25 protein-coding genes are annotated in these 23859 nt (G+C 41.5%); 19 read left to right on the top strand and 6 right to left on the bottom strand.

The features are described from left to right. Window positions 1-7: 7 nt before the first annotated feature. Entirely contained in the window at window positions 8-460 is a 453-nt protein-coding gene (gene bcp, locus IEZ33_RS11285) for a thioredoxin-dependent thiol peroxidase (RefSeq protein ID WP_191600170.1), read from the bottom strand. Window positions 461-633: 173 nt separating this feature from the next. Here bcp and dapA point away from each other — a divergent pair, with 173 nt between their 5' ends. The 5 genes from dapA (at window position 634) to IEZ33_RS11260 (ending at window position 5360) form a co-directional block, all read left to right on the top strand. Then, window positions 634-1515: a 4-hydroxy-tetrahydrodipicolinate synthase gene (gene dapA / locus IEZ33_RS11280; protein WP_191600169.1), complete on the top strand. Its 882-nt coding sequence runs from the start codon at window positions 634-636 to the stop codon at window positions 1513-1515. After that, window positions 1512-2588, top strand: coding sequence for a hypothetical protein (locus IEZ33_RS11275; protein WP_191600168.1), 1077 nt, complete (start codon window positions 1512-1514; stop codon window positions 2586-2588). The genes dapA and IEZ33_RS11275 overlap by 4 nt, the downstream gene beginning before the upstream one ends. A gap of 24 nt (window positions 2589-2612) precedes the next feature. Further along, window positions 2613-3329, top strand: a complete 717-nt coding sequence (gene purC, locus IEZ33_RS11270; RefSeq protein ID WP_191600167.1) for a phosphoribosylaminoimidazolesuccinocarboxamide synthase — start codon at window positions 2613-2615, stop codon at window positions 3327-3329. 101 nt (window positions 3330-3430) lie between these two features. Continuing rightward, window positions 3431-4675: a lipoprotein-releasing ABC transporter permease subunit gene (locus IEZ33_RS11265; protein ID WP_191600166.1), complete on the top strand. Its 1245-nt coding sequence runs from the start codon at window positions 3431-3433 to the stop codon at window positions 4673-4675. Between the two features lies 1 nt (window position 4676). Then, window positions 4677-5360 (top strand): ABC transporter ATP-binding protein, encoded by a 684-nt coding sequence (locus tag IEZ33_RS11260; protein WP_191603614.1) that lies wholly within the window; start codon window positions 4677-4679, stop codon window positions 5358-5360. Between the two features lie 82 nt (window positions 5361-5442). Here the strand turns inward: IEZ33_RS11260 and IEZ33_RS11255 are convergent, their stop codons facing one another. After that, a complete protein-coding gene (locus IEZ33_RS11255; RefSeq protein WP_191600165.1) occupies window positions 5443-5964 on the bottom strand; it encodes a DUF2062 domain-containing protein in 522 nt (173 codons plus the stop codon). A 42-nt stretch (window positions 5965-6006) separates the two neighbouring features. On the opposite strand from IEZ33_RS11255, the gene IEZ33_RS11250 reads away from it, so the two are divergent. Genes IEZ33_RS11250 through murB form a run of 7 tightly spaced genes read left to right on the top strand, consistent with a single transcriptional unit; the run spans window position 6007 to window position 11512 of the window. Next, window positions 6007-7704: a ComEC/Rec2 family competence protein gene (locus IEZ33_RS11250; protein WP_191600164.1), complete on the top strand. Its 1698-nt coding sequence runs from the start codon at window positions 6007-6009 to the stop codon at window positions 7702-7704. A gap of 25 nt (window positions 7705-7729) precedes the next feature. Beyond that, on the top strand, window positions 7730-8359 hold the full coding sequence (locus tag IEZ33_RS11245; RefSeq protein WP_191600163.1) for a MotA/TolQ/ExbB proton channel family protein: 630 nt from the start codon (window positions 7730-7732) through the stop codon (window positions 8357-8359). Continuing rightward, entirely contained in the window at window positions 8356-8778 is a 423-nt protein-coding gene (locus tag IEZ33_RS11240) for an ExbD/TolR family protein (RefSeq protein ID WP_191600162.1), read from the top strand. The genes IEZ33_RS11245 and IEZ33_RS11240 overlap by 4 nt, the downstream gene beginning before the upstream one ends. Further along, window positions 8775-9815 carry a tetraacyldisaccharide 4'-kinase gene (gene lpxK, locus IEZ33_RS11235; protein ID WP_191600161.1) on the top strand — a complete coding sequence of 347 codons (1041 nt, stop codon included), beginning with the start codon at window positions 8775-8777 and terminating at the stop codon, window positions 9813-9815. The genes IEZ33_RS11240 and lpxK overlap by 4 nt, the downstream gene beginning before the upstream one ends. A 2-nt stretch (window positions 9816-9817) precedes the next feature. After that, a complete protein-coding gene (locus IEZ33_RS11230) occupies window positions 9818-10015 on the top strand; it encodes a Trm112 family protein (protein WP_191600160.1) in 198 nt (65 codons plus the stop codon). Further along, window positions 10012-10488 carry a low molecular weight protein-tyrosine-phosphatase gene (locus IEZ33_RS11225; protein ID WP_191600159.1) on the top strand — a complete coding sequence of 159 codons (477 nt, stop codon included), beginning with the start codon at window positions 10012-10014 and terminating at the stop codon, window positions 10486-10488. The genes IEZ33_RS11230 and IEZ33_RS11225 overlap by 4 nt, the downstream gene beginning before the upstream one ends. Before the next feature lie 10 nt (window positions 10489-10498). Further along, complete coding sequence (murB, locus tag IEZ33_RS11220; protein ID WP_191600158.1) at window positions 10499-11512, top strand: UDP-N-acetylmuramate dehydrogenase; 1014 nt, start codon at window positions 10499-10501, stop codon at window positions 11510-11512. 23 nt (window positions 11513-11535) lie between these two features. Here the strand turns inward: murB and IEZ33_RS11215 are convergent, their stop codons facing one another. Then, the gene (locus tag IEZ33_RS11215) at window positions 11536-13266 is read right to left on the bottom strand and encodes a SulP family inorganic anion transporter (protein WP_191600157.1); all 1731 of its coding nucleotides are present in this window, start codon (window positions 13264-13266) and stop codon (window positions 11536-11538) included. Window positions 13267-13408: 142 nt separating this feature from the next. Beyond that, window positions 13409-16750, bottom strand: coding sequence for a ribonuclease E (gene rne / locus IEZ33_RS11210; RefSeq protein ID WP_191600156.1), 3342 nt, complete (start codon window positions 16748-16750; stop codon window positions 13409-13411). Between the two features lie 483 nt (window positions 16751-17233). On the opposite strand from rne, the gene rluC reads away from it, so the two are divergent. Next, window positions 17234-18205 (top strand): 23S rRNA pseudouridine(955/2504/2580) synthase RluC, encoded by a 972-nt coding sequence (gene rluC, locus IEZ33_RS11205; protein WP_191600155.1) that lies wholly within the window; start codon window positions 17234-17236, stop codon window positions 18203-18205. Between the two features lie 52 nt (window positions 18206-18257). On the opposite strand, the gene IEZ33_RS11200 is transcribed toward rluC, so the two are convergent. Then, the gene (locus IEZ33_RS11200) at window positions 18258-18674 is read right to left on the bottom strand and encodes a MaoC family dehydratase (RefSeq protein ID WP_191600154.1); all 417 of its coding nucleotides are present in this window, start codon (window positions 18672-18674) and stop codon (window positions 18258-18260) included. A 68-nt stretch (window positions 18675-18742) separates the two neighbouring features. Here IEZ33_RS11200 and IEZ33_RS11195 point away from each other — a divergent pair, with 68 nt between their 5' ends. Both IEZ33_RS11195 and sppA read left to right on the top strand, forming a co-directional pair. Next, entirely contained in the window at window positions 18743-19393 is a 651-nt protein-coding gene (locus IEZ33_RS11195) for an HAD-IA family hydrolase (RefSeq protein ID WP_191600153.1), read from the top strand. Beyond that, window positions 19390-20412: a signal peptide peptidase SppA gene (gene sppA, locus IEZ33_RS11190; RefSeq protein ID WP_191600152.1), complete on the top strand. Its 1023-nt coding sequence runs from the start codon at window positions 19390-19392 to the stop codon at window positions 20410-20412. The genes IEZ33_RS11195 and sppA overlap by 4 nt, the downstream gene beginning before the upstream one ends. Before the next feature lie 70 nt (window positions 20413-20482). On the opposite strand, the gene IEZ33_RS11185 is transcribed toward sppA, so the two are convergent. Continuing rightward, window positions 20483-21091 carry a Maf family protein gene (locus tag IEZ33_RS11185; RefSeq protein ID WP_191600151.1) on the bottom strand — a complete coding sequence of 203 codons (609 nt, stop codon included), beginning with the start codon at window positions 21089-21091 and terminating at the stop codon, window positions 20483-20485. A gap of 249 nt (window positions 21092-21340) precedes the next feature. On the opposite strand from IEZ33_RS11185, the gene IEZ33_RS11180 reads away from it, so the two are divergent. The 4 genes from IEZ33_RS11180 to fabD are packed head-to-tail and all read left to right on the top strand — an operon-like array spanning window position 21341 to window position 23834. Then, on the top strand, window positions 21341-21754 hold the full coding sequence (locus IEZ33_RS11180; protein ID WP_240009508.1) for a YceD family protein: 414 nt from the start codon (window positions 21341-21343) through the stop codon (window positions 21752-21754). A gap of 15 nt (window positions 21755-21769) precedes the next feature. Beyond that, window positions 21770-21949 carry a 50S ribosomal protein L32 gene (rpmF, locus tag IEZ33_RS11175; RefSeq protein WP_191600149.1) on the top strand — a complete coding sequence of 60 codons (180 nt, stop codon included), beginning with the start codon at window positions 21770-21772 and terminating at the stop codon, window positions 21947-21949. A 14-nt stretch (window positions 21950-21963) separates the two neighbouring features. Next, the gene (locus IEZ33_RS11170; RefSeq protein ID WP_191600148.1) at window positions 21964-22902 is read left to right on the top strand and encodes a fatty acid synthesis protein; all 939 of its coding nucleotides are present in this window, start codon (window positions 21964-21966) and stop codon (window positions 22900-22902) included. Then, window positions 22902-23834: an ACP S-malonyltransferase gene (gene fabD / locus IEZ33_RS11165; RefSeq protein ID WP_191600147.1), complete on the top strand. Its 933-nt coding sequence runs from the start codon at window positions 22902-22904 to the stop codon at window positions 23832-23834. The genes IEZ33_RS11170 and fabD overlap by 1 nt, the downstream gene beginning before the upstream one ends. Window positions 23835-23859: the final 25 nt, after the last annotated feature.

Below are 23859 nucleotides of genomic sequence, written 5' to 3'. Positions count from 1 at the left end.
AAATAGGTTATAGGGCTAGAATTTGTTCACTGTGTTCTTTTGTTTTTACTTTATTTATGATGCCTGAGATCTTGCCTTCTTCATCAATAACAAAAGTGGTTCTAACGGTGCCCATATATTCTTTACCCATAAATTTCTTTAACTGCCACGTGCCATACAGTTCGTGTACAGATTTATCTTCATCACTTATTAGGGTAAATGGGAGTTCGTTTTTCTTAATAAAGTTCTGATGACGCTTTTCTGGGTCTGGGCTGACGCCAATAACAACGTACCCTGCCTCTGTTAATGTACTAAAGTTATCTCTTAAATTTTTGGCTTGAGTCGTGCAGCCTGGAGTGGAATCTTTAGGATAAAAATATAAAACGACTTTTTTTCCTAAAAAATCCACTAATGAAATTTCGTTACCATCTTGATCTTTAGAGACAAATTTTGGTGCTTCTTGTCCAATGGATAAAGTCATAATGTGTTACCTTATTTTTAGTAAAATAATGATTGTATTGTGATATACGTATTAATAGTGATAAAAAGTTTACTTTCAATCAATTATTTACAAGGCTTTACACCTTACTGTTATTGTTTCAAACCAAGCTGGGCGGTACTATATGTCCCGTTATTTTTTCTTGGAGACTCTGAATGATTATCGGTAGCTTAGTTGCTTTAATTACCCCAATGATGGACGATGGTGCGGTTGATAAAAGTAAACTCGACGAATTGGTTGAGTTTCATATTGAACAAGGCACACACGGCATTGTTGCTGTTGGAACGACGGGTGAATCAGCAACCCTAGATTATGAAGAGCATGCAGATGTAATCCGTCAAGTTGTGCAAAAGGTAGGAGGTCGAGTACCTGTTATCGCTGGTACTGGTGCAAATTCAACTCACGAAGCTATTGATTTAACTCAAAGGGCGAAAGAGGCGGGTGCTGATGCGTGTTTACTGGTCACACCATACTACAACAAACCCACCCAAGAAGGTCTCTACTTACATTTCAAAGCCGTCGCTGAAGCGGTTGATATTCCACAGATACTTTACAATGTACCCGGAAGAACTGCCTGCGATATGGCTAATGAGACCGTTCTACGTTTATCTGCTATTAAGAATATCATTGGCCTTAAAGACGCTACTGGAGATGTGGCAAGAGGCCGTGAATTGATTGAAAAATTACCTGCCGATTTTGCTGTTTATTCAGGTGATGATGCTACCGCGGTAGAGCTTATGCTTTCTGGTGGTAAAGGTAATATTTCTGTGACGGCTAATGTGGCCCCCAAAAAGGTTTCCCAAGCGGCTATTTATGCTATTGAAAATAACGCGGAAATGGCACGAACTGTGGATGCAAGTATGGCTTCTTTACACGCTAATTTGTTCTTAGAATCTAATCCTATTCCTGTAAAATGGGCGGTTCATAGAATGGGGTTATGTGACGCTGGAATTCGTCTACCATTAACGTCTCTTTCTGTTGAATTTCGAGCTCAACTTGAAGAGTCAATGTTACTCTCGGGGATATCATTAAAATGATTAAGCAATGTGCTCTTGGTACGATATTATGTTTATTTTTAGCAGGTTGTGGTAGCTCTAGTGTTATCAAGGATCATCGGGATGATTACAAAACCGTTAAAGCCAATGCCCAGGTTTTAAAATACCCTGAAGGGAGTAAGCCACCAGTTGATAAACTTTATATACCAAATGAGCAACGTGTAGGAAACTTAAATGACCTAAGTCAGCCTCAAATTCCTAGTCCTCCTTCCCTGTATCATGCATTAACGCCGATTCATATTGCCTCATTAGAAGGGCGTTACCAGCTTTTAGTTCCGGCCGCACAATCGGTTACAGAAAATATACTAACCAACTTTCTGACGGGCTTGTATGGTGATGGTAACCCAATTCGATCGAACCTAGATGGAATCATTGAAACTCAGAGATTCACCACGAGTAATGAGGGTAAATTAGCGTCATTGTGGCGTTCAATTACTCGCTTACCATCTGACGGTATTGTATTTCAGTTTGATTTATCGTTTGATCCCATCGGTACCAAAATTGATGTTCGTTATCGGAAAGAATCATCTGATGGTGTTTCATCAGAGTGGAAAAGCCCGAGTGAAAGCCAATTTGCAGAAACCTCAGTTGTACGTTTATGGGGTGTGTTAGGTAAACAACTGAATGATACTACCGCTTTTTTATCGAGCCAATTTAAAACCAACACAACGCCTTTATGGGTTGATCATAAGGGGCAGTTTGTACTTAGGTTAAATGATAAAACACAAAACGTAGAAACCTTGATTTCTTCGGCTGGCTTATATTTACTGTCGACTAGCTCGAATAAACTCTCATTAAAGCCAGAAGAGGAATTGCCTAAAATAGGCGATATCGTAGACCTTAAAATTCCTTTTGTTGATCAAGATGAGTCTAAGCCAAGCTTAATAAAAGGTAGAAGGCGTAATCTAGATAATATCGATTGGGATGAAGAAATTTATACCTTTAGAGTTGATACAAATACGTTAGGCAAATTTTTGATTATTGACTTCTCTGATGTTGATTATCCTGAATTACGTTCGTATCAAGTAATGTCACGTTTTATAAACCCCTCATAATAGAATTTACTCGGAGCCCTAACAATGGAAAAACGACAAGAGCTGTATGCAGGTAAAGCAAAGTCTGTGTTTCGTACAGATGATCCTGATAAAATGGTTCTCGTATTTCGAGATGACACATCGGCGTTTGATGGCAAGCGAATAGAGCAGCTGAGTCGTAAAGGCATGGTAAACAATAAGTTTAATGCCTTTATTATGACTAAACTACAGGAAGCGGGTATACCAACGCATTTTGAGAAATGCTTGAGTGATACCGATTCTTTAGTGAAAAGCTTAGACATGATGCCTATTGAATGTGTTGTCCGCAATGTTGCTGCAGGCAGCCTATGTCGTCGTTTAGGCGTTACTGAAGGTCAAGAATTAAGCCCACCTACATTTGAATTGTTTTTAAAGAATGATGCTTTGGGTGATCCAATGATAAATGAATCCCATGTTGAATCATTTGGATGGGCTAAGGCTGAGCATTTGGCTAAAGCGAAAGCGCTAACTTATCAAGTTAATTCCGTGTTAAAAGCGTTATTTGCTGAAGGCGGTATGATTCTGGTTGACTACAAACTTGAGTTTGGCTTGTTTCACGGTGACGTTGTATTAGGGGATGAATTTTCTCCAGATGGCTGTCGTTTATGGGACAGTGAAACCCGTGAAAAGTTAGATAAAGATCGCTTTAGACAAGGTCTAGGTAATGTTATTGAGTCTTATGAAGAAATTGGCCGCCGAATTGGCATTGATTTTTCTGCGTAACAAAGCCTAAATAGCTAGCCGTTTGTAGCTTGTGCAAAAAAGAAAAGTTGTTTAACGGGAGGCTGTCATGTCTCCCGTTTTTATTTTTAAAAGGGCTTGAATTGATAAATTTATTACCATTAAGAATTGGGTTGCGTTACGCGAGAGCGAAGCGAACTAACCACTTTATTTCATTTATTAGTTTTTCCTCTATTACTGGATTAACGCTTGGGGTGGCGGTCTTGATAACGGTGTTGTCTGTTATGAATGGATTTGACCGTGAATTAAGACAAAGAATTTTGGGGATGGTGCCTCATGCTACGCTATGGGGGATGCCTACCTTAGATGACTGGCAATCAGTATCCGATATTATTATGGCTCAGCCTAATGTCATTGCTGTAGCCCCACATACTCAAACGCAGGTTATGTTTCAATCTAAGTCTGGTGTTCATGGAGCCTTAATGAATGGCATTGACCCAAGCTTTGAAGAGAAAGTGTCAATTATTTCTAAAAATATGACCCAGGGGGCGTTGTCTGATTTAGACGATGTATCATTTGGTATTATTTTGGGCGAGCAGTTGGCTCGAATGCTTCGAGTTAAAGTTGGGGATAAAGTGACCGCGCTTTTACCAGAAGCGAATGTCTCCATTGCTGGTGTTAGCCCAACGCTGAAGCGTTTCACTTTAGTCGGTACTTTTAAAGTTGGTGCCGAACTGGACAGTAGTTTTTCGTACATACATGTTAGGGATGCTGGGAAATTGAAGCGTTTGCAACCTGGGCAAGTTGAAGGGGTCAGGATCTCTTTTGATGATCTATTTGTTGCGCCCGCCCGAATATGGGATATTGCTAGGGCTGTTCCAGGACAAAATAGAGTGAGTGATTGGACGCGAACGCATGGAAATCTTTTTCAGGCCATACAAATGGAAAAAACAATGATTGCGTTGTTATTGCTATTAATTGTTGCCGTTGCTGCGTTTAATATTGTATCTACTTTGGTTATGGTGGTAACCGATAAGCAAACCGATATTGCTATTCTAAGAACCATGGGCCTAACATCAGGCCAAGTTATGTGGGTTTTTGTTATTCAGGGCGTGTTTATAGGTGTACTAGGGACTGTTCTAGGGGTTGTTTTAGGTGTCGCCGCCGCACTGAATGTGAGTTCGATTATTGGGTGGGTTGAGAAAGTATTAGATCGGCAATTTTTAAACGCTGATGTCTATTTTATTAGTTATCTGCCATCTGAGCTGCAATGGAATGATGTTCGCTTAATTGTGATTGCTGCTTTTGTTATGACGGTCTGTGCGACACTTTATCCGGCATGGAGAGCATCCCAAATTGAACCAGCAGAGGCACTTAGATATGAGTAATATGACTTCAGTCGTGATGGAATGTTGTGATTTATCTAAATCTTATTCTGATGGTAAACATGTGGTTGATGTACTTAAGTCGATCAATCTTGCCTTGGAATTAGGTGAAACGGCGGCGATTGTTGGTGCTTCTGGTTCAGGTAAAACGACGTTATTAAACTTGTTAGCTGGTTTAGATTTAGCCTCATCTGGTTCTGTTAGCTTAGCAGGTAAAGACTGGTCTAAGTTAAATGACAAGCAACGCTCTAAGCAGCGGAATAAAGAGTTGGGCTTTGTGTATCAACTGCATCATTTATTACCAGAATTTTCAGCATTGGAAAACGTAATGATGCCACTGCTGATTGCAGGAAAAAGAAAAAAGGTTGCGGTGGATGAGGCGACGGCTCTACTATCTCAAGTAGGGCTTGCTGAGCGCTTATCCCATCGTCCAGCCCAGTTGTCCGGAGGAGAAAGACAGAGGGTCGCCGTTGCTAGGTCCTTAATTAATAATCCATCTTGCGTGTTAATGGACGAACCGACAGGGAACTTGGATGAAACAACAGCGATAGAAATTCAGAATTTAATTAAGTCATTACAAGCCACGAAAAATATGGCTTTTTTGATTGTTACTCACGATGAAAGAATGCTCTCGTGGGTGGATTCTGCGTACAGGCTTTCTCTGGGTGAGTTGGAAAAAATAAAGTAACAAGGTGTGTTAATTATTTTTAAGGGAGGAATTCGCGGCTAAGAAAAAACGGAGTAGGTAAAGGGACAAGGAGTGTATCCCTTTATTTTTTAATTTGTTTGTTTAAGCGCCTCAATTTCCAGCGTTTAACAACATGCAGTCTCCATAATACTAAAGTAGCGATGTAGGCTGTTAGGCCGATAACAAGGCCTGTTGTGATGGATCCAACGTACAGCGGAAGCCAGATGTGATCCATTTTGTCCCAAATCCACTCAACGGAAAGCTGGAATTTTTTTGTGGTTTGACTACCGACAAAGAGAGTGCCCACTAAATAGTTGCCATAAAAAACAAAGGGCATCGTGAGTGGGTTAGTGATCCATACCAGGGCGACCGATAAGGGGATGTTTGCTCGAAATGGTACAGCACACAATACCGCTGCAAGCATTTGAAACGGCATTGGGATGCATGCCCAAAAAATGCCAATAAAAAATGCTTTTGCAACGGATCGACGGCTTAAATGCCATAAATCTTGGTCATAAATCTGTGAGCCTAAGATGCTCAGAGTTTTGTTTGACTTCAATTTTTCAGGGTTTGGGATAAATTTTCTGAAGTAACGCTTCGGCATACTAAAATTGTATTTGGGTCGTACTTACAACATGGAGGTTGTATGTCACAACATTTGTTTCTATGGATGGGGGCAGTCATTGTCCCCGACGATGTTAACGGTCTTTATTCTACTTGCATCTTACTGCTCTGTCTCTACTTAATCAGTCAAAGAGTAAGGATAGAAGGTGAAGTTCATCTTGTATTTGTTTTTTTTGCGTATTTTCTTCTCATGTTTGTCGGTCAATATCTGAATCAGATGCATTCTATCATGGCATTGCTTTATGACAATTTAATTGTGGCCAGTCAAAAGTTTGGCTTAGCAAAAGGGGCAGTGGATAACATGTTTGTTAAATTTTCAAGCTGGCGTTTTAGTAGAGCTTTATTATTTGGCGAAAAAGATGCGATGAATCAATTAGATAAATGGGTTGTTCAAGTGCTGGGTGTGGGGCACTTATTTGTCGTTTCTGGTCTTCATGTTGGGTATCTGTACGCAATAATTCGGATTATTTTGAATGTTATTTGGTGCGTCTTACCTGCTTCCTTGATTTTAATAGGGCTGTCTAAAAGAGCGCTAGAGGTTTTTTTTACTATTGTACTAATAATGTTGTATGGCAGTTTTGTTGGATGGGGACCTGCTGTCAGCCGCGCTTGTATCATGCTTATTTGTCTGAATGTATTAAAGGCCTACCATCGGTCACTGAGTGTAAAGCAATTACTTCTTATTGCTTTTATGTTAGTGATTGCCATCAATAGTGAAAACCTGTATTCGGCTGGATTTTGGTTGTCATTTGTCTTGGTTTTTGTGATTGTTCATATGATCCGGGTGCCAATGATATGGCCATTAAAACTTTTTTGTATCCAGATCTTGCTTAGCCTTACCTCCATGATAATTGTTGTTGGATGGCAAGAGCATGTTTCCATTTACACCATGTTTGTAAATATGGTGGTTATTCCATTTACCGCCTTTTTCTGGTTTCCCGTTGGTGTCTTTTCCGTTATCGAAACATTGTTATTAGACACCTATTACTTGATGTTTTTCTTAGACGTTGCACTCGCTTTCTTATTTGATGTGTTAAGTTTTATTGCACTTCAGATGACCTTGGTTGAAATTAATCCATTTTTACCTTTGCCATTGATTGTGTTTTCAATTTTCGTCGTTGTCATTATGGTGATGTACTTCCGTTGGCTATCTTTTATCGCAACTGTATTGATGGGAGTGGTATTACTCTTTGTAGGTAATGAGGTGACGCAATCAGCACTATTTAGCTGCTGGTTACCGGGGAAATTTTGTCCAAGTAAGGTGTTTATTATTGAAAATAAGAATAATGAGTTGTTGTTTTCAATATTTCAAAAGTCAATAACGACTGACGGTAATCATTTTATTCGGTCTGTGTTTTTGGATACTGGGTGGTATTCGGGAGGGAGTGAGCTAAAAAATTATCTACAAAGGATTGAATTATTGGATAAAAAATGGACGTTACTGATATGGCCAGACTCAAATAGTAAGTTAACCGTAAAAAGGGTGTTTGATATGCTACCAGATCTTATTATTTTGAGTACAATGCCTGATGAAAACCTTATCAAGATGCTTGATGCATTAAAAGTGGCGTGGATACAGGTCGGTGCGAATGAAAAATTCGTGCTCAAAGAAAGGTCTGATTCAATATATGTTGGCTTTTCTGCGTGTCATTTTTTGTTACTTAGCCATAATCAAGGCCTATGTGAGCGTATTGAAAAGATTGATATTATGGTAAATTAAGGTCAAATTTTAGAAGGAGCTGTTAGTGCTAGATTTTATTAAATCCGGTGGTTTTTTTATATGGCCACTATTGCTTTGTTCAATCATTGCGATGGCGATTATCATTGAGCGTTTTTGGGCTCTTAGACGTAATAGGGTAGCACCAAGAAATTTATTATCTGAGATCTTGGGTATGCTTCGTGAAGACAGGTTAACCGTTGAAAAAATTCGTAATTTGCAATCTGAAATTGGGTTAGGCTCTATCTTCGCCGCAGGGTTGTTGAATTCCAAGCACGGCCGTAATGTGATGAAGGAGAGTGTACAGGAAGCCGCAAGTCATGCCATTCATGAACTGGAAAAGTTTATGAACACATTGGGTACCATTGCGGCTATTGCCCCCTTACTTGGTTTACTTGGTACGGTTGTCGGAATGATAAAAGTGTTTTCTGTACTTATGTCTGAGGGGGCTGGTAATACGGCGCTGTTAGCTGGTGGTATTTCTGAAGCACTTTTAACTACAGCGGCAGGTCTGGGTGTCGCAATCCCTGCTCTCATATTTCACCGTTTCTTTAGTCGTCGTATTGATGAACTGGTGGTGACGATGGAGCAACAAGCAACAAAATTAGTCGAAGTGATACATGGGGATAGGGATGCTAAGACAGGAGTGAAACATTGAAGTTTCGCCGTCAAAAAATTGAAGAAGTAAGTATCAATTTAACACCGTTGATTGACGTTGTTTTTTTATTGCTAATTTTTTTCATGGTAACTACGACATTTAAGCAAAGTACAGAATTGACGATTGACTTACCAACGGCATCGGCGAGTGATGCGGTTTCCATTGGAAATGATAAGTTGGAAGTGGTGATTACGTCTGATGGTCAATATGTTATTAATGGATTGGCTTTGGTCAATGGTCGTACTGAAACTCTTAAGCTTGGACTGCAGGAAGCGTCTTCGGGTAATAATCAGATACCGCTAATCATAACAGCTGATGCTAATTCATCCTACGAAATGGTTATGAGGCTATATGATGCCGCTTCTCAGCTTGGGTTTACTAAATTAGCTCATACGGCAGAAAGAGAGCGTTCTCAGTGAATCTTGATCGCCTATTTAGTAAGGCTTGGTATGAAGGGCACTGTTGGACACGTTGTTTTTATCCTCTGATGCCAGTAATAAAGCGCTTTGTTAGACAAAAACGAGTACGTTTTCTTGAAAGTAGAGCGTCTTTGTTTCAGTCTTCCGTCCCGGTGATCGTTGTTGGTAACTTGACTGTTGGAGGGACAGGTAAGTCCCCTATGGTGGTGGCTCTGTGTCAATGGTTAGTATCGAATGGCTACACGCCTGGTATTGTATCTAGAGGATATGGATCTAACAATAAAGGCGCCGTGTTAGTTACTGGTGATGCGTCGCCAGAAGACGTAGGTGATGAGCCGTTGATGCTTGCAAAAAGAACATCTTGCCCCGTTGTTGTAGGGCGTGATCGTGTTCAAGCCGTTCAAAAATTGATTGCAGAAGCCGATGTTGATCTTGTTATTAGCGATGATGGTTTACAGCATTACGCATTGGACCGGCATATCGAAATTGTGATGGTGGATTATGAAAGGGGTTTTGGAAATGGTTTTTTACTGCCCGTTGGCCCTTTAAGAGAGCCTATTGAAAGGTTGAAAGACGTTCACTTTATTGCATCTGTCATTCAACAGGGGCAATTCTCTGAATGTCCTAAGTATATTCCTAAAGAGGTTTCTGAAAAGTTTGCCTGCTTCCCTTTAAGTGTAGTGGATTTAGTGAATGTTAAAACGGGGCTAACGGCTGACTTATCAGTACTACAGAGCAAGTCTGCTTGGTCAGTTGTGGCGGCAATTGGTAATCCGACTCGTTTTTTAAACACCTTAACGACATTAAATATAGCGAATGATTATTCGACTCATTGGCTGTCTGACCATCACTTATTGGAGGCCAAGGATATCCCGAATGAAGGGCCTGTAGTAATGACAGAGAAGGATGCTGTAAAGTGTTTCTCTCTTAATATCCAAAACGATGATGTTTGGTATCTTAGGGTGAGTTTGCAGCTAACTGAAGATTTTAAATTTAATTTGATAAATTCATTATCAAATTTTACAAAGGTACGTTAAAAATGAATAAAGCACTGCTTGATATTTTGGTTTGTCCTGTTACTAAAGCACCATTGATCTTGAATCAAGAGGGAACAGAGCTTATTAGTAAAATGGGAGGAATGGCTTACCCGATACGTGATGGGATTCCTGTATTGCTTGAAACGGAAGCGCGAACGCTGACAACAGATGAGCGCTTAGATTCTGATCAAAAAAAATGAGATCTATTAAGGTGTTAACCGTTTGCTTAGGTAATATTTGCCGTTCGCCAGCGGCACAAGGTATCTTAGAGTATGCGGCTGCTTCGAGAAAAGGCATTGATCTGCAGTTGGACTCCGCTGGGACGGCGGCCTATCATATTGGTTCAAAGCCAGATCCTCGTTCCATCGCCGCATTAAAAAAGCGTTCGATAGATATTGGTTATCAACAGGCAAGGCAGGTTAATAACGACGACTTTGCTTACTTTGATTGGATTCTAGCGATGGATGAAAGTAATTATCAACATTTAATTGCGATGTGTCCTGAACCCTATAAAAATAAAATTTTGTTATTTGGTTCTTTGCCAAACAGCCCTTCTTTGGGGGAAGTAAATGACCCGTATTACGATGGTGAGAAGTCGTTTGAAGTCATGGTTGATCATCTTATGGCTTTGTCGGACAACTTTTTAGCATTTCTTGATTCATCTTCAAAATAACAAGCCAATTATGCCTCTACAAATTCTTAATAATCACTCGCTAAAACACCATAATTCCTTTGGTTTTAACTATTATGCTGAGTACTTTTGCCTTGTAAACGATGCAATGGAGCTGGCTGAACTCATCATGTTTGTTGAAGATAAGCAGTGTTCGCTGACTGTTATTGGATCCGGAAGCAACGTCGTTTTAGAGGGGGATGTGCAAGGTGTCGTGGCGATTAATCGTATAAAAGGAATGTCTACATCCTACATAGAGGGGTCGACTGATTGCATTCTTGAGCTTGCTTCGGGTGAAATTTGGCATGAAGCGGTTGAGTACAGTGTTCGTCAAGGGTTATATGGAATTGAAAATTTGGCCTTAATTCCTGGTACGGCTGGTGCCGCCCCAATACAGAATATTGGGGCTTATGGTGTAGAGATTAAAGATATCTTACAGGAAGTGGAAGTTTATAATCGCTTAACTGGCGCTTTGGAATGGATTGGTGTGGCTGATTGTCACTTCTCTTATCGAGAAAGTCGCTTCAAACATGAGTGGAAAGGCTCCCATATTGTTACCAAAATTAGGCTTAAATTATCGACGCTCGCTAACACTCAATTAGATTATTTTGCCAAAGGCACTTTTAACACTTTTATTCCGAGCGCTTTAGAAATTTTTAATAAAGTGTCCGCAATACGACAGAAAAAACTCCCCGATCCCAAAAAATTAGGCAATGCGGGGAGCTTCTTTAAAAACCCAATTGTTTCAGATGCCAAATACCTAAGTCTTAAGCATTTATACCCTGACCTTGTCTCATATCAACAGGGTGATGGTTGGAAATTGGCCGCTGGTTGGCTTATTGATAGGGCGGGCTGGAAAGGGCACAGAGTGGGAGGAGTAGGGGTGTATGAGGCGCAAGCGCTTGTATTGGTTAACTATGATAATGAAACGTCTGATAACCTATTGAAGTTGCAAACGGCCATAGTTGACGATGTGAAAAGTAAGTTTGGTGTGCAGCTTGAAAGAGAGCCTACTGCGTTAGGGTAGGCTCACTATAGATAATCTTGGGATCAATCGGATGTGCTTTCCGGTGTTAGTATGTTATTGGCTTCTCCTGTATTGACTGCACCTTCTTCCTGACGTCTTTTTGGCGTGTCATTTGTGTCTGCTAAGGCACGTTCTAAAGCGAGCATTCTGGATTCAACAAACGCATTTTCAGGCAATTGTTTCTTAACGCCGAGTTTAAATAAGCTTTCACGCGTTTGTTCATTTGGCGCTAAAATGTAAACGCGGCAATTTGCTTCTAGCGCGTCTTTAATGGCGTTTTCCAGAGCGAGCCCTACGGTTAAATCCATCATTGGTACGTCGCTAAGATCTATCACCATCGCCTGATAATGTGTTGTTGCACTGTGATGTCTAGCAATGGCCCTGCTTACGCCAAAAATCATTGGTCCAGAAAGGTAAAAGTACAATACCTTGCCTTCTGCTTGATCAAGCAAAGCTCTTTCTTGTTTTGATAGTGGTACATCATCATCCGCATCACTAATGGACTTAATATTGCCTTCTTGGATTCGGCTAAGTTTCTCAATGGTCAGTATGTTGGCGATAAACACGCCTATGCCAACGGCAACCATTAAGTCAACGAAAACGGTCAAAACCATCACGCCATACATTATTATAGTTGGAGATCGGGCCACTTTATGAGCGCGTTTTAGAAAGCTCCAATCCAGAATATTTAAGCCAACATAAAGCGCAATACCAGCGAGTACAGCCATTGGGATAGGTTGTGTTAGTTGGGCGGCCCACATAACAATAAAGAACAATATCAACGCTCTTATAATACCTGAGACAGGCGATCTTGCTCCGGTTTGAATGTTAACAACTGTTCCCATTGTGGCGCCAGCACCTGGAAGGCCGCCAAAAAAACCAGACACTAGGTTGGCAATACCTTGACCGACCAGCTCTTTATTTGAGTCGTGCTCTTTTCTTGTAAGGCTATCGCCAATCACGGCGGTCAGTAATGTATCAATACAGCCAAGTGTTCCAAGGACTAAGGCGTCCATTATCATTTCACCCAATAAATCAAAAGAAAAGGTGGGCCATTGAATTGATGGAAGGCCAGAGGGGATCACGCCAATTCGTCGAATGGATTCGGAATCAAATAGAATAATGGATAGAAGTGTTATAGAAATAAGGGCAACAAGTTGGGGTGGTACGTATTTCTTCCAGCTTTTGGGTACGTAAAATAGCACGGCTAGAGTGGATAAACCTAAAAAGAGTTCGGCGAAATCCATGTTTCGCACCAGATTTGGTATAGCCATGATAGTACCAGGTACACCACCGCTTGGGCTGGTCTGCCCCAAGAAGGGTGCTAGCTGTAGTATGATTAAAATAATACCGATACCAGACATAAAGCCTGATATTACGCTATAAGGCATGAGGGTTATGTATTTGCCTAATTTAAGTTTGCCAAGCAAAATCTGAAAACAGCCGGCCATCATAACGACGGTAAATGCCATGGCAAGCCCCTGATCTGGGTGTTCGGCCATCATGGTTGTAAGGACGGCTGTCATGACTACTGTCATAGGGCCGGTTGGTTCAGAAATTAAAGACGTTGAACCACCAAAGAAAGAGGCGAAAAGGCCAACCAAAATGGCACCCCATAGGCCTGCTTCTGCGCCTGCACCGGAAGCGGCTCCAAATGCGAGCGCAAGTGGAAGGGAGACGATAGCGGTGGTGGCTCCACCAAATAAATCGCCTATAAAGTTAAAATCTTTAAAGCGAGAGTCGGCAAAAATCATGTGAAGATCCTAATTAATTTTTGTCTTTTAAAACGGTATATAAAGTAAATTATAGATAGTAATTTTATTTAAATGGGTAAATAAAATATATATTTATGCAAAAGAGCCCGCATTATGCGGGCTCTTTTCTTCTTAGCTTAGGTTAGTCAGAACTGGTTTCCACTTCTGGTTTGTCTTCGCCTTTGCTTTCTCTTTGTAATCTTGGGTCGTTTTGTACACGGCCTCTAGAGTTACGTCTTGGTTTACTTTCAGAGAGTCTTTGCTCGCGCTCAAGTTTGATCTTTTCTTGTTGATCAATGATTGCTTGAGGCAGCTCTACAGGCTCCTTAATATCGACTTTTGCTACGGGTGCAGGTTTACCACGACCGCGACGAGGGGTTCTCGTTGATCTTTCTGGTTTCTCCGTAACCGCTTCATTGGTCTTGGTTGATGAGCGATTTATGTCATCTGTGTTGCTTGCCTTTTCTTGAGATTGTGGTGCTGTCTCGGTTGTCGATTCAGCTTCTGTCGTTATGACATCAATTTCAGGTTGAGGATTGCTTGCTGTATCGGCCGGGGAGGTTGTTGGCTCCTCGGTATCGATAACGGCACTTTTAATGGTGTTGCTGTCGACGGTTTCAGTTGCCGATAGGGTTTCAGTCGAATTTTCTGGTTCTGTATGAACCGATTCACTTTGAGTCGCTTCGGCTGAGTCTGCCTTTTCAGTGTTATCCACATTTAAGGTTTCTGTCTCTGAGCTAGCATTCTCACTCGTTGTGCTTATTGGTTCTTCAGTGACGTTGACTGATGTAGGTTCAGAGACGTTAGGGGTAACGCGTTCTTTCGTCTTACGGCTTGCTTGATCGGCGGCTTCTAGATCCTCGGCTGGCTTGACCTTTGTTTCTGGCTGAAGTGTTTCAGAATTTAATTCACTTTCAGAAACCGTATTTTCAGATTTGTCTAATTTTTTATTAGGGTTGTTATCTTCTATACGAGAGTCACTATCAGACGCAGTCGCTTCGGTTTGTTTGTTCGCCAAAGCGTCAGTTTCTGGTTTTTTTGCTTCAGTAGGTTCTGTTACAGCCGCTTGAAGCTCTTCTAAAATAGACGTTTGGTTGTCTACTTCTTGAGTGCTGGCTGGTGTGTTGCCTTCTGCTTTTACTGGCTCATTATTGACTGAATTTTCGGCTAACTCTGCATTTTCTTCGTTATTAGATTCTTTTTCAGTGTTTTGGGCGCCACGGCGTGTACGTCGACTGGTGTTGCGCTTTTCTCTCGGTGCGCGACCGTCCGCATTTTTACTGCTGTTTGCTTTTGCTTCAGCGGCTACGGCTTCTTCCTGAGTATCGATTTCAATTTGCTGTAGTTTTACTTCTTCAGCAAGTTGCGCTTCCTCTTTTAATTTTCCGCTACGACGTTTATTGCTATTTCTTTCGCGTTTGCGTTCATTCACTTCAGGAATAACTTTCTTAGGTCGTTCAACGCGTGATGGTTTCTTGTCGTTATTAGACGAGTCGTTACGGTTTGAGTCGTTACGATTTGCGTCTGACTGACGGTCATCTCTATTGTTGCGCGATGGTTTGCTTCTTGATTCAGCTTGCTCGCGACGGGTTTGGCGAGTAGAGCGTGATTTGCTTTGAGTTTCTGTTTCTTCAGCAGTAGAAGATCCCTGATGTTTGGCTTTGCGCTTATTGTTGCGCGATGCGTTACGTGGGTTCTTGGTAGTACGCTCAGTTGTTTGTTTAGGTGGTGTCTTTTTAGGTGTTTCAGTTGTCGTTTCAGTGACTTCATCTGATCCAAATAAAGCGTTAATAATACGGCTAAATAAACCCGGTTTTGCCGTGTTAGCAGGCTTTGTTTTGCTTGTCGAAGCCTTTGGTGCTTCTGCCGCCGGTGCCGGTGCTTTTGGCGCAATACTGGTAACAACCGCCTTAGGACGAGTGTCTTCGGTTTGTTGACGAGGCTCGTAAGGTGGTGTTACAGGTGCTTCAATTAGGTTATAACTGCTGTCATCTTGAATAACAGAAGTACTGTCGTCACGGATGCGTTCCACTTCAAAGTGTGGTGTTTCCATGTGAGGGTTAGGTACAAGAATAATATGTACTTGATTGCGCTTTTCAATTTTAGCAATGTTCGTGCGCTTTTCATTTAATAGGAAGGTAGCAACAGAAACAGGTAAAATGGCACGAATTTGAGCGGTACGTTCTTTTGCGCACTCCTCTTCTATTAAGCGAAGAACAGACAGGCCAAGCGATTCGATATCACGAATAAAGCCTTGTCCGTTACAGCGTGGGCATACAATACCACTGGTTTCACCTAAAGAAGGGCGAAGGCGTTGTCTCGACATTTCTAGAAGTCCGAAGCGAGAGATGCGACCAAGCTGCACTCGTGCACGGTCTGCTTCTAAAGCATCTTTCATGCGGTTTTCGACTTCTTTTTGGTTGCGTATTGGTGTCATGTCAATGAAATCAATAACAACTAGCCCGCCAATATCTCTGAGTCGAAGTTGGCGAGCAATTTCGTCAGCGGCTTCCAGGTTGGTTTGTAGTGCGGTCTCTTCAATGTCTCCGCCTTTTGTTGCTCTGGCTGAGTTAATATCGATTGAAACCAAGGCTTCTGTAGGGTCAATTACAATAGATCCACCGGAAGGAAGACGTACTTCTCTTTGGAAGGCTGTTTCAATCTGCGTTTCGATTTGGAAGCGGTTAAAAAGAGGTGTTTGATCGGTATACAGTTTGATGCGCGACTTAAAGTGGGGCATAACTTGCATAACAAAATTTATGGCGTCTTGATACACATTTTTTTCATCGATTAATACTTCACCGATGTCTTCGCGCAAATAATCTCGAATAGCGCGTATTACAATGTTGCTTTCTTGATAGATTAAGAAAGGAGCGGGTTTTTCTGTCGCGGCTTGGGTGATGGATAGCCATAATGTGTTTAGATAGTCTAAATCCCATTGTAACTCTTCTGTGGAACGGCCTACACCAGCTGTGCGAACAATCAAACCGCCATTATCTGGCATGTTAAGGCCGGACATGGCTTCTTTCAAGTTGGTTCTGTCATCACCGTCAATACGGCGAGATATTCCGCCTGCACGAGGGTTGTTTGGCATAAGGACTAAATAACGACCAGCAAGACTGACAAACGTTGTTAAGGCCGCACCTTTGTTGCCGCGTTCCTCTTTGTCTACCTGCACAATCACTTCTTGACCTTCAGTAAGAACGTCTTTTATGTTGATGCGACCATCAGAATGGTTTGGCTTTTTAGAAAAATACGTTTTTGAAATTTCTTTAAGTGGAAGGAATCCATGACGATCTGCTCCAAAATCAACAAAAGCAGCTTCAAGGCTTGGTTCAATTCGAGTGATGCGGCCTTTATATATATTGGCTTTTTTCTGCTCGCGGGAACCAGATTCGATATCAAGATCGTATAAACGTTGGCCGTCAACTAGGGCGACTCGCAACTCTTCTTGTTGAGTTGCGTTAATTAGCATTCTTATCATTTAAGTGTGAACTCTATATGGCCGAGTCGGTTCACTTTGTAAAGACGAGTTAAATGTCCAAAATATGGATTTGAGTCCGTATCCTAGGATTGTATTTCGTTTGCTTTCTTGGGCTATTGGAGTGCGCCGTACGTTTCTTATGAACTTGAAGGAAACGATTTTATGCGATCAATGCCTTTTAATAGTAACAAAATGCGAATCCTTGAATGGCTCTCATGAATATTTAAAATTTGAGCTGTAGCTTTTGCACAATCAAGGATGACATTTACCTAATCTTGACAAGGTTTTTGCCGAATCAAGCGGTTTATTATTTAAGCTTATGTTCTACAGAGGTAAGATAGTGGACTAGAGTGTCGCTCTAGCGGTGTTCTTTGTATAATTCTTTTGTTCTTCGAGGCGTTTTGGTGCCTCTTACCCTCTGTGGTATAGAATATAACAGTAAAAACTAAGTGCTTCAATTATAAAGGAAACCATTCTTTGGTTATGTCTAACTCAGAACGAAATAATACAGACTATTCTAAAGTCACATTTGTCACTATTGATGAAAATAACCATGATCAAAGAGTAGACAATTTTTTAATGACGCATCTAAAAGGTGTACCAAAAGGTAGGATATACAACCTTTTAAGGAAAGGAGAGGTTAGGGTTAATAAAAAGCGAGTTAAGCCTGAGGTTCGATTACAGTCCGGCGATCTTATCAGAATCGCACCGATACGACTTGAGCCTGCTTCTGAAAAACCGACAGTATCTGATCGATTAAAAAATGAAATTGAAGGCAGAATCGTTTTTGAAGATAAAAAATTGATGGTGATTAATAAACCTTCAGGCTTGGCCGTCCATGGTGGTAGCGGGTTGAGTTTTGGTTTGGTGGAGGTGATTCGTCAAATACGACCGTTAGAGAAATTCGTTGAACTGGTTCATCGGCTTGATCGTGATACCTCTGGGTTAATTATGATTGCAAAAAAACGCTCAGTATTAAAAGAGCTGCATACCGCTTTAAGAGAAAAGGAGGGAATACAAAAAACTTACCTTGCCCTTGTTCATGGAAATTGGTCAAAGCGTAAGTTACAGGTCAATGCTCCTTTGCTTAAAAATGAGTTGAAATCGGGTGAGCGAGTTGTGAAGGTTCATCCAGATGGTAAGGAAAGTCTCACTCGATTTAAGTTGGTGAGACAATTTGAAGGTTTTAGTCTCATTGAATGTGAGCCAGTAACGGGAAGAACGCATCAGATTAGAGTGCATGCCCAATATGCTGGCCACTCTATTGTTGGAGACGATAAATACTCCTCCGATGATGAGTTAAAACTTGCTAAGTCATTAGGATTCAAAAGATTGTGTTTGCATGCCACGCGTTTGGATTTCAATTTACAAGAAGAAAGGATGCTATTAGAGGCGCCATTAGATGATCAATGGCGCGATTTAATGAATCATTCTTTAGCTTCGGTTCATGGATAGGACGCTTCTAATGAATGAGGGCTGTAAGGTGTTTGAGGCAAAAAGAGTTGTTTTAGATAGGTATCATAATTACGGCTTCACCGCTGACGACCACTTTGTCATTGACGATGCATTCTGTTTTTAATGTCAGGCGTTTTCGTCGAACATTGATATCGACAATGGTTAAGCGTGTTGTCACCGTATCGCCAATGAAAACAGGGGCTCTAAATTTAAGGCTCTGTTCTAGGTAAATGCAGCCTGGACCAGGTAGTCTTGTGCCTATGGCGGCGGAGATGAAACCGGCGGTTAGCATGCCGTGAGCAATGGTTTTGCCAAAACTTGTTGTGGCGGCATAGTCATCGTCTAAGTGAACTGGGTTCGTATCGCCGGTGACTTGGGCGAATAAATGAACGTCTTCTTTTGTTGTTGTGTTGGTTGTTTCAATAGTTTGGTCAATGGAAAAGGTATTGATATCTAATGTTACAGGCATAAAAGTGCTCCATAATGTATTGAAGTGCGTATCTTACCTGTTTTGTAGTGATTATATTAAGGCTTGAAATGATTAAGTTGGTGATTTTTGATTGGGATGGAACCTTATTCGACTCGATTGAGGTGATTTGTAATTGCATGATTTTGGCTGGTAAAAAGGTTGGGGTTGCGAATCGAGTGCCTAATGATATTAAGGAAATTATAGGGCTTGGTCTGGCTGAGGCCACTGAAAAAGTTTGGCCTGAAGAGTCGCAAGAGAAAAAAATGCAGGTTATAGAGGAGTACAAACGCATTTTTATGGCCGGCGATTATGATACGCCTCTTGCTTATCATGGCGTAATGAAAGTGCTTGAGCATTTAAAGTCTCAAGGTTTTCTAATGGCTGTTGCCACAGGAAAATCTCGCAGAGGCTTAAATAGGGCGCTTAAAGAAACGCATACGGAGCATTATTTTGCGGCGACTCGATGTGCGGATGAAACAAAGTCAAAGCCAGACCCATTAATGCTTCAGGAATTGCTTGATGAGCTAGGTGTTTCAGTTCATCAGGCTGTGATGGTTGGTGATACAGAGTATGATCTTATGATGGCGAAAGCGATTGGAATGCCATCGGTTGGTGTGAGTTATGGGGCGCATCAAAAAGAACGTTTACGTAATTGCGGGCCGCTTACTGTAATGGATGATTTTTCTAAATTAATAGATGTAGTTGGGAATAATGTATGAGTTGGACTGAGGAAGAGGATAGCGTTAAAGGGCAAATGGAGTTGCTGGAAGATGATGGGCGTTCAAAGATATCGCCGAAAAGTAAAGGTGAGTCTGATACGGGGCGTTCTGTTTACGCATTATTAGAGAAAGTGTTATCAGAGAATGTTCAAGAAAAGCGTCGTGCTAGGCGTTGGAAGATTTTTTTTAGATTTGCTTTTTTGGCCCTATTTGCGGTTGCGATTTTTGTTACTTTCAATCAAGTAGATTACAGCGAGAGTGCCATTAGTAAACCTTTTGTGGCTGTGTTGCCGTTAACGGGTGTCATTGGTTCGGGCGAACAGATCGATTCTGATGTTGTTGTTAAGCTCTTAAACGAGGCTTATGAAGAATCTAAGTTGCATGGTGTGGTGCTTCGATTAAATAGTCCTGGAGGCAGTCCGGTTCACTCTGGCATTATTTATGATGCGATTAAAGAGAAAAAGCTGTCTCACCCTGCCGTGCCAGTCATTGTTGTTGTGGAAGACATGGCGGCCTCAGGCGGTTACTACATTGCCTCTGCGGCTGATGAGATTTACGTCGATAAGGCCAGTTTGCTCGGTTCAATAGGTGTTATTTCATCCGGTTTTGATTTATCTGGCTTGATTGAAAAAATAGGTGTTCAGCGAAGAACTTTTACTTCTGGGGAAAATAAAGCTTTTATGGATCCTTTTGTGCCTATGACAGAAGAGGCTAAAGCCAAATGGCAGGCGGTTTTAGATGAAACGCATCAGCAATTTATAACGGCGGTTAAAGATGGGCGTGGTGCAAGGCTTAAAGAAACGCAAGATGTGTTTTCTGGGATGGTGTTTTCTGGTGCGCAATCAGTCAATATGGGGTTGTCAGATGGCTTGATGAGTTTTCATAAGGTTCTAGATAGTAAGTTTGAAGGCGTTGACGTTGTATACTTCGAACCTCGAAAAGAGCCGTGGGAAGAGTTCGCCAAATCCATTGGGGTCGGTGTGATTTTAGAGCTTGTTTCAACCGTTAAAATGCACTGAAGACATGTCCCTTCCTTTTTGATTTAAGTTTACGGCTTGCAAAAGGGAAGGGATGATTTAACGTTTGTTTTCAACTAATGGCTTTTGGTAATTGGGTTAGTGGGTTAACGCCATGTTTTCTAAGTAGCTCGGAAAGGGTGATCAATGGTAAGCCAATTAAGCCGGTCGGATCATTGCCTTCCATTTTAGTAAAGAGCGTGGCGCCCAACCCCTCGCATTTAAAACTTCCTGCGCAATTGAGTGGCGATTCTATTTTTATGTAATTTTCAATTTCAGCTTGAGTTAAGTTCCGAAAATACACATGGTATTCATCAGTGGCACTTTCGTACTGACCTGTTGTGCTGTTGAGTACATACAAACTGGTGAGGAAGGTGACTTTCTTTCCATTAAACTGGGATAATTGTTTTATGGCATTTGCCGGTGTATGAGGTTTGCCTAAAATAACCCTATCTAATAACGCAACTTGATCCGACGCAATAATAATTCCATTGCCTTTACATTGGCTATTAACCGCAGACGCTTTCTCATAGGCGAGTCTATTGACAAGTTCGTAAGCGGTTTCGTTTTGTTTTGCTGTTTCATTTATATCTGGCGAGATGCAAATGAAATCCAGGTGCAGCCGTTCTAAAAGTTGTTTTCTATAAGGAGAGGAGGACGCCAAAATCAGAGGTGCTTTCACAAAGTTTCTCTCTTTTTTGTTAGGAATTGCTTTAAAGTCATACAATTTACACTTTAATTCTTATAAAAGCATAAAAAAGATGCATTTAGAATATTCTTGCTTTGACAATCGGGCCTCTTATCAATATTATTTGCCGCCATGTTGAATGACTCTTTACCTAAATATTTCGATCCACGCAGAGAAGCGAATCATGAGCTCTCTATCAGTGGTATTTTGCCCCTTAACCAGCTTAAGGAGCTTTGCGCTGCCTTGGCATCAGATGTTGGGGAAGTTGTTGTTCATCTGGACTTTAAAGTGGACGAAGATCGGCGCTATATTGCGACGGGCAATTTAAAATCACAAGTTCAAATCATCTGTCAAAGATGCCTTGGGCCTGTGTCATATGACTTGGATATTGATCTAAGTTTGGCTTTTGTTTATGACGAAGACCATGCAAAGAAAATTCCTGAAGAATATGATCCAGTTGTCATGACCAATGGAGAAGTTGTTTTGTCGAAATTGGTAGAGGAAGAATTACTTCTTGCTTTGCCTATAGTCGCTTATCATCAAGAAAGTGGTTGCAACCCAGCAGCTTTAAAGTACGCATCGTCTACCGATGACGCAGAGGATGAGGTAATTAAACCGAATCCATTTAGTATTTTGGCAGAATTAAAAGCCAAGTAAGTTAGGAGCTCCAAAATGGCAGTACAAAAAAGTAAAGTGACTCGTTCACGCCGCGGCCAACGTCGTTCACATGATGCATTGACTGGACCAACTTTATCTGTAGAGCAATCTACTGGTGAAATTCACCGTCGTCACCATGTATCTGCTGATGGTTTTTACCGTGGTCGTCAAGTTATCACCCCAAAAGGTGAATAACTAAGATACCCAGTATGATTAGGGTAGCTATAGACGCTATGGGCGGGGACTTAGGTCCCCGCATTGCTTTTGAGAGTGCTCTCGAAGTACTTAAAAAATATGATGATGTAGATATCTCAATCTATCATCACGAATCTTATTCCCCTGTTAATTCATCTAATCTACCTATTTCTACCGTCTCTTGCTCCGATTATATTTTACAAGATGACATCGTTGATAGAGCCTTATTTCGTCGCAAAGAAACTACCTTATACAAAGCGCTCAAAAGCCTTTCAAGCAAAGAGCATGATGTGGTTGTTACAGTCGGCAATACTGGGGTGATGGTTGCCTTATCTCGTTTTATTTTAGGGCTCGTTCGCCCAAGGTTGTACCCTGCTCTTATTCGTGAATTAGGTAGCGCCCCATTACGTTGTCTGGTGGATTTAGGGGCAAACGTTCATTGTCAAGCAACCATGCTTGAAGGTTTTGCCTGCTTAGGTGCGGCCTACATTGAAGCATGTGGTAATCAAATAGCTCATGTAGGGTTGCTTAATGTCGGTGTTGAGTCAAGTAAAGGTAGCTCTGTTATTCGAGAAGTGGATAGGGCATTAAGTAGGCGATCTTGGCCAGTGTATGCTGGCTACGCCGAAGGAGATGAGATATTCAAAGGGGAGAAAAATGTCATTGTATGCGATGGCATGGTTGGGAATGCCGTTTTAAAAGCATCCGAAGGTTTGTTGTCCTTCATCAACACAGAATTAAATGCCAGTCATGATAAAGATATTATTCATTCTTTATTTAAGGGTGGGCGCAATCATGGTGCATGTCTGGTGGGCGTTGGTGGCAATGTTGTTAAAGGTCATGGCGGCTCAGATGCGATAGCGCTAACTGGTGCCGTTGAATATGGAATCGAGATGGCAAAAAATAATTTGCACGAAAAAATTTCTGCCAAGATAAATAAAGAGGTTGTTTAATGAATTCTACATTAGCGTTTGTATTTCCAGGTCAAGGTTCGCAGCAGATAGGTATGTTGGCTGATTTAGCCTTGGCGTATCCAATTATTCAAGCGACGTTTAAAGAGGCATCCGAGGTTCTGGGATACGACTTATGGGATTTAGTGCAAAATGATGCAGAGTCCTTATCTCAGACGGATAAAACGCAACCAGCATTATTAACTTCAAGTGTTGCATTATGGCGTTTGTGGGGTGAGCAGCAAGGTGGATTGCCTGAGTACCTAGCTGGACATAGCCTCGGTGAATATTCCGCCTTAGTATGTGCTGGTGCTATGGAATTCAAGGATGCGGTGAATCTTGTGAGGCTTCGTGGAGAATACATGCAGCAAGCGGTGCCTGCAGGGAAAGGTGCAATGGCCGCGATTATAGGTCTCGATGATACGACTGTTGTAAAAGTATGCTCCGAGACGGCGGGTGTGGTGAGTGCAGTAAACTTTAATTCGCCGGGTCAGGTTGTTATTGCAGGCGAAAAAGAAAGTGTGGAGCTCGCTATGGTAGCGATGAAAGAGGCAGGTGCGAAGCGCGCGTTGCCTCTACCTGTCAGTGTTCCTTCTCATTGCGAATTGATGTTGCCTGCAGGGGAAAAGTTGGCGGCTGAATTAGATAAAATTGAATTCAAATCACCCGTATGTAAATTGGTACAAAACGTCTCTGCAGAGGCGGTTTCTGATCCTGAGTTGCTTAAAAAGAACCTTGTTTCACAATTAAGTGAACCTGTGTTGTGGACTCAATCGGTTGCGTTAATGTCCAGTTTGGGTGTAAGTAAGATGATTGAATGCGGCCCTGGAAAAGTGCTGACAGGCTTAAATAAACGCATTGTCAAAGGGTTAGAAGCGTCTAGTATTGGCAATGTTAGTGATTTTTCTTCTGCGATTGAAGAAAGCAAAAGATAAAAACTATTTTATTGAATGTAATAGT

This window comes from Marinomonas algicola, assembly GCF_014805825.1.
Classification (GTDB): domain Bacteria; phylum Pseudomonadota; class Gammaproteobacteria; order Pseudomonadales; family Marinomonadaceae; genus Marinomonas; species Marinomonas algicola.
This window is presented reverse-complemented; position numbering and strand designations above follow the sequence as displayed.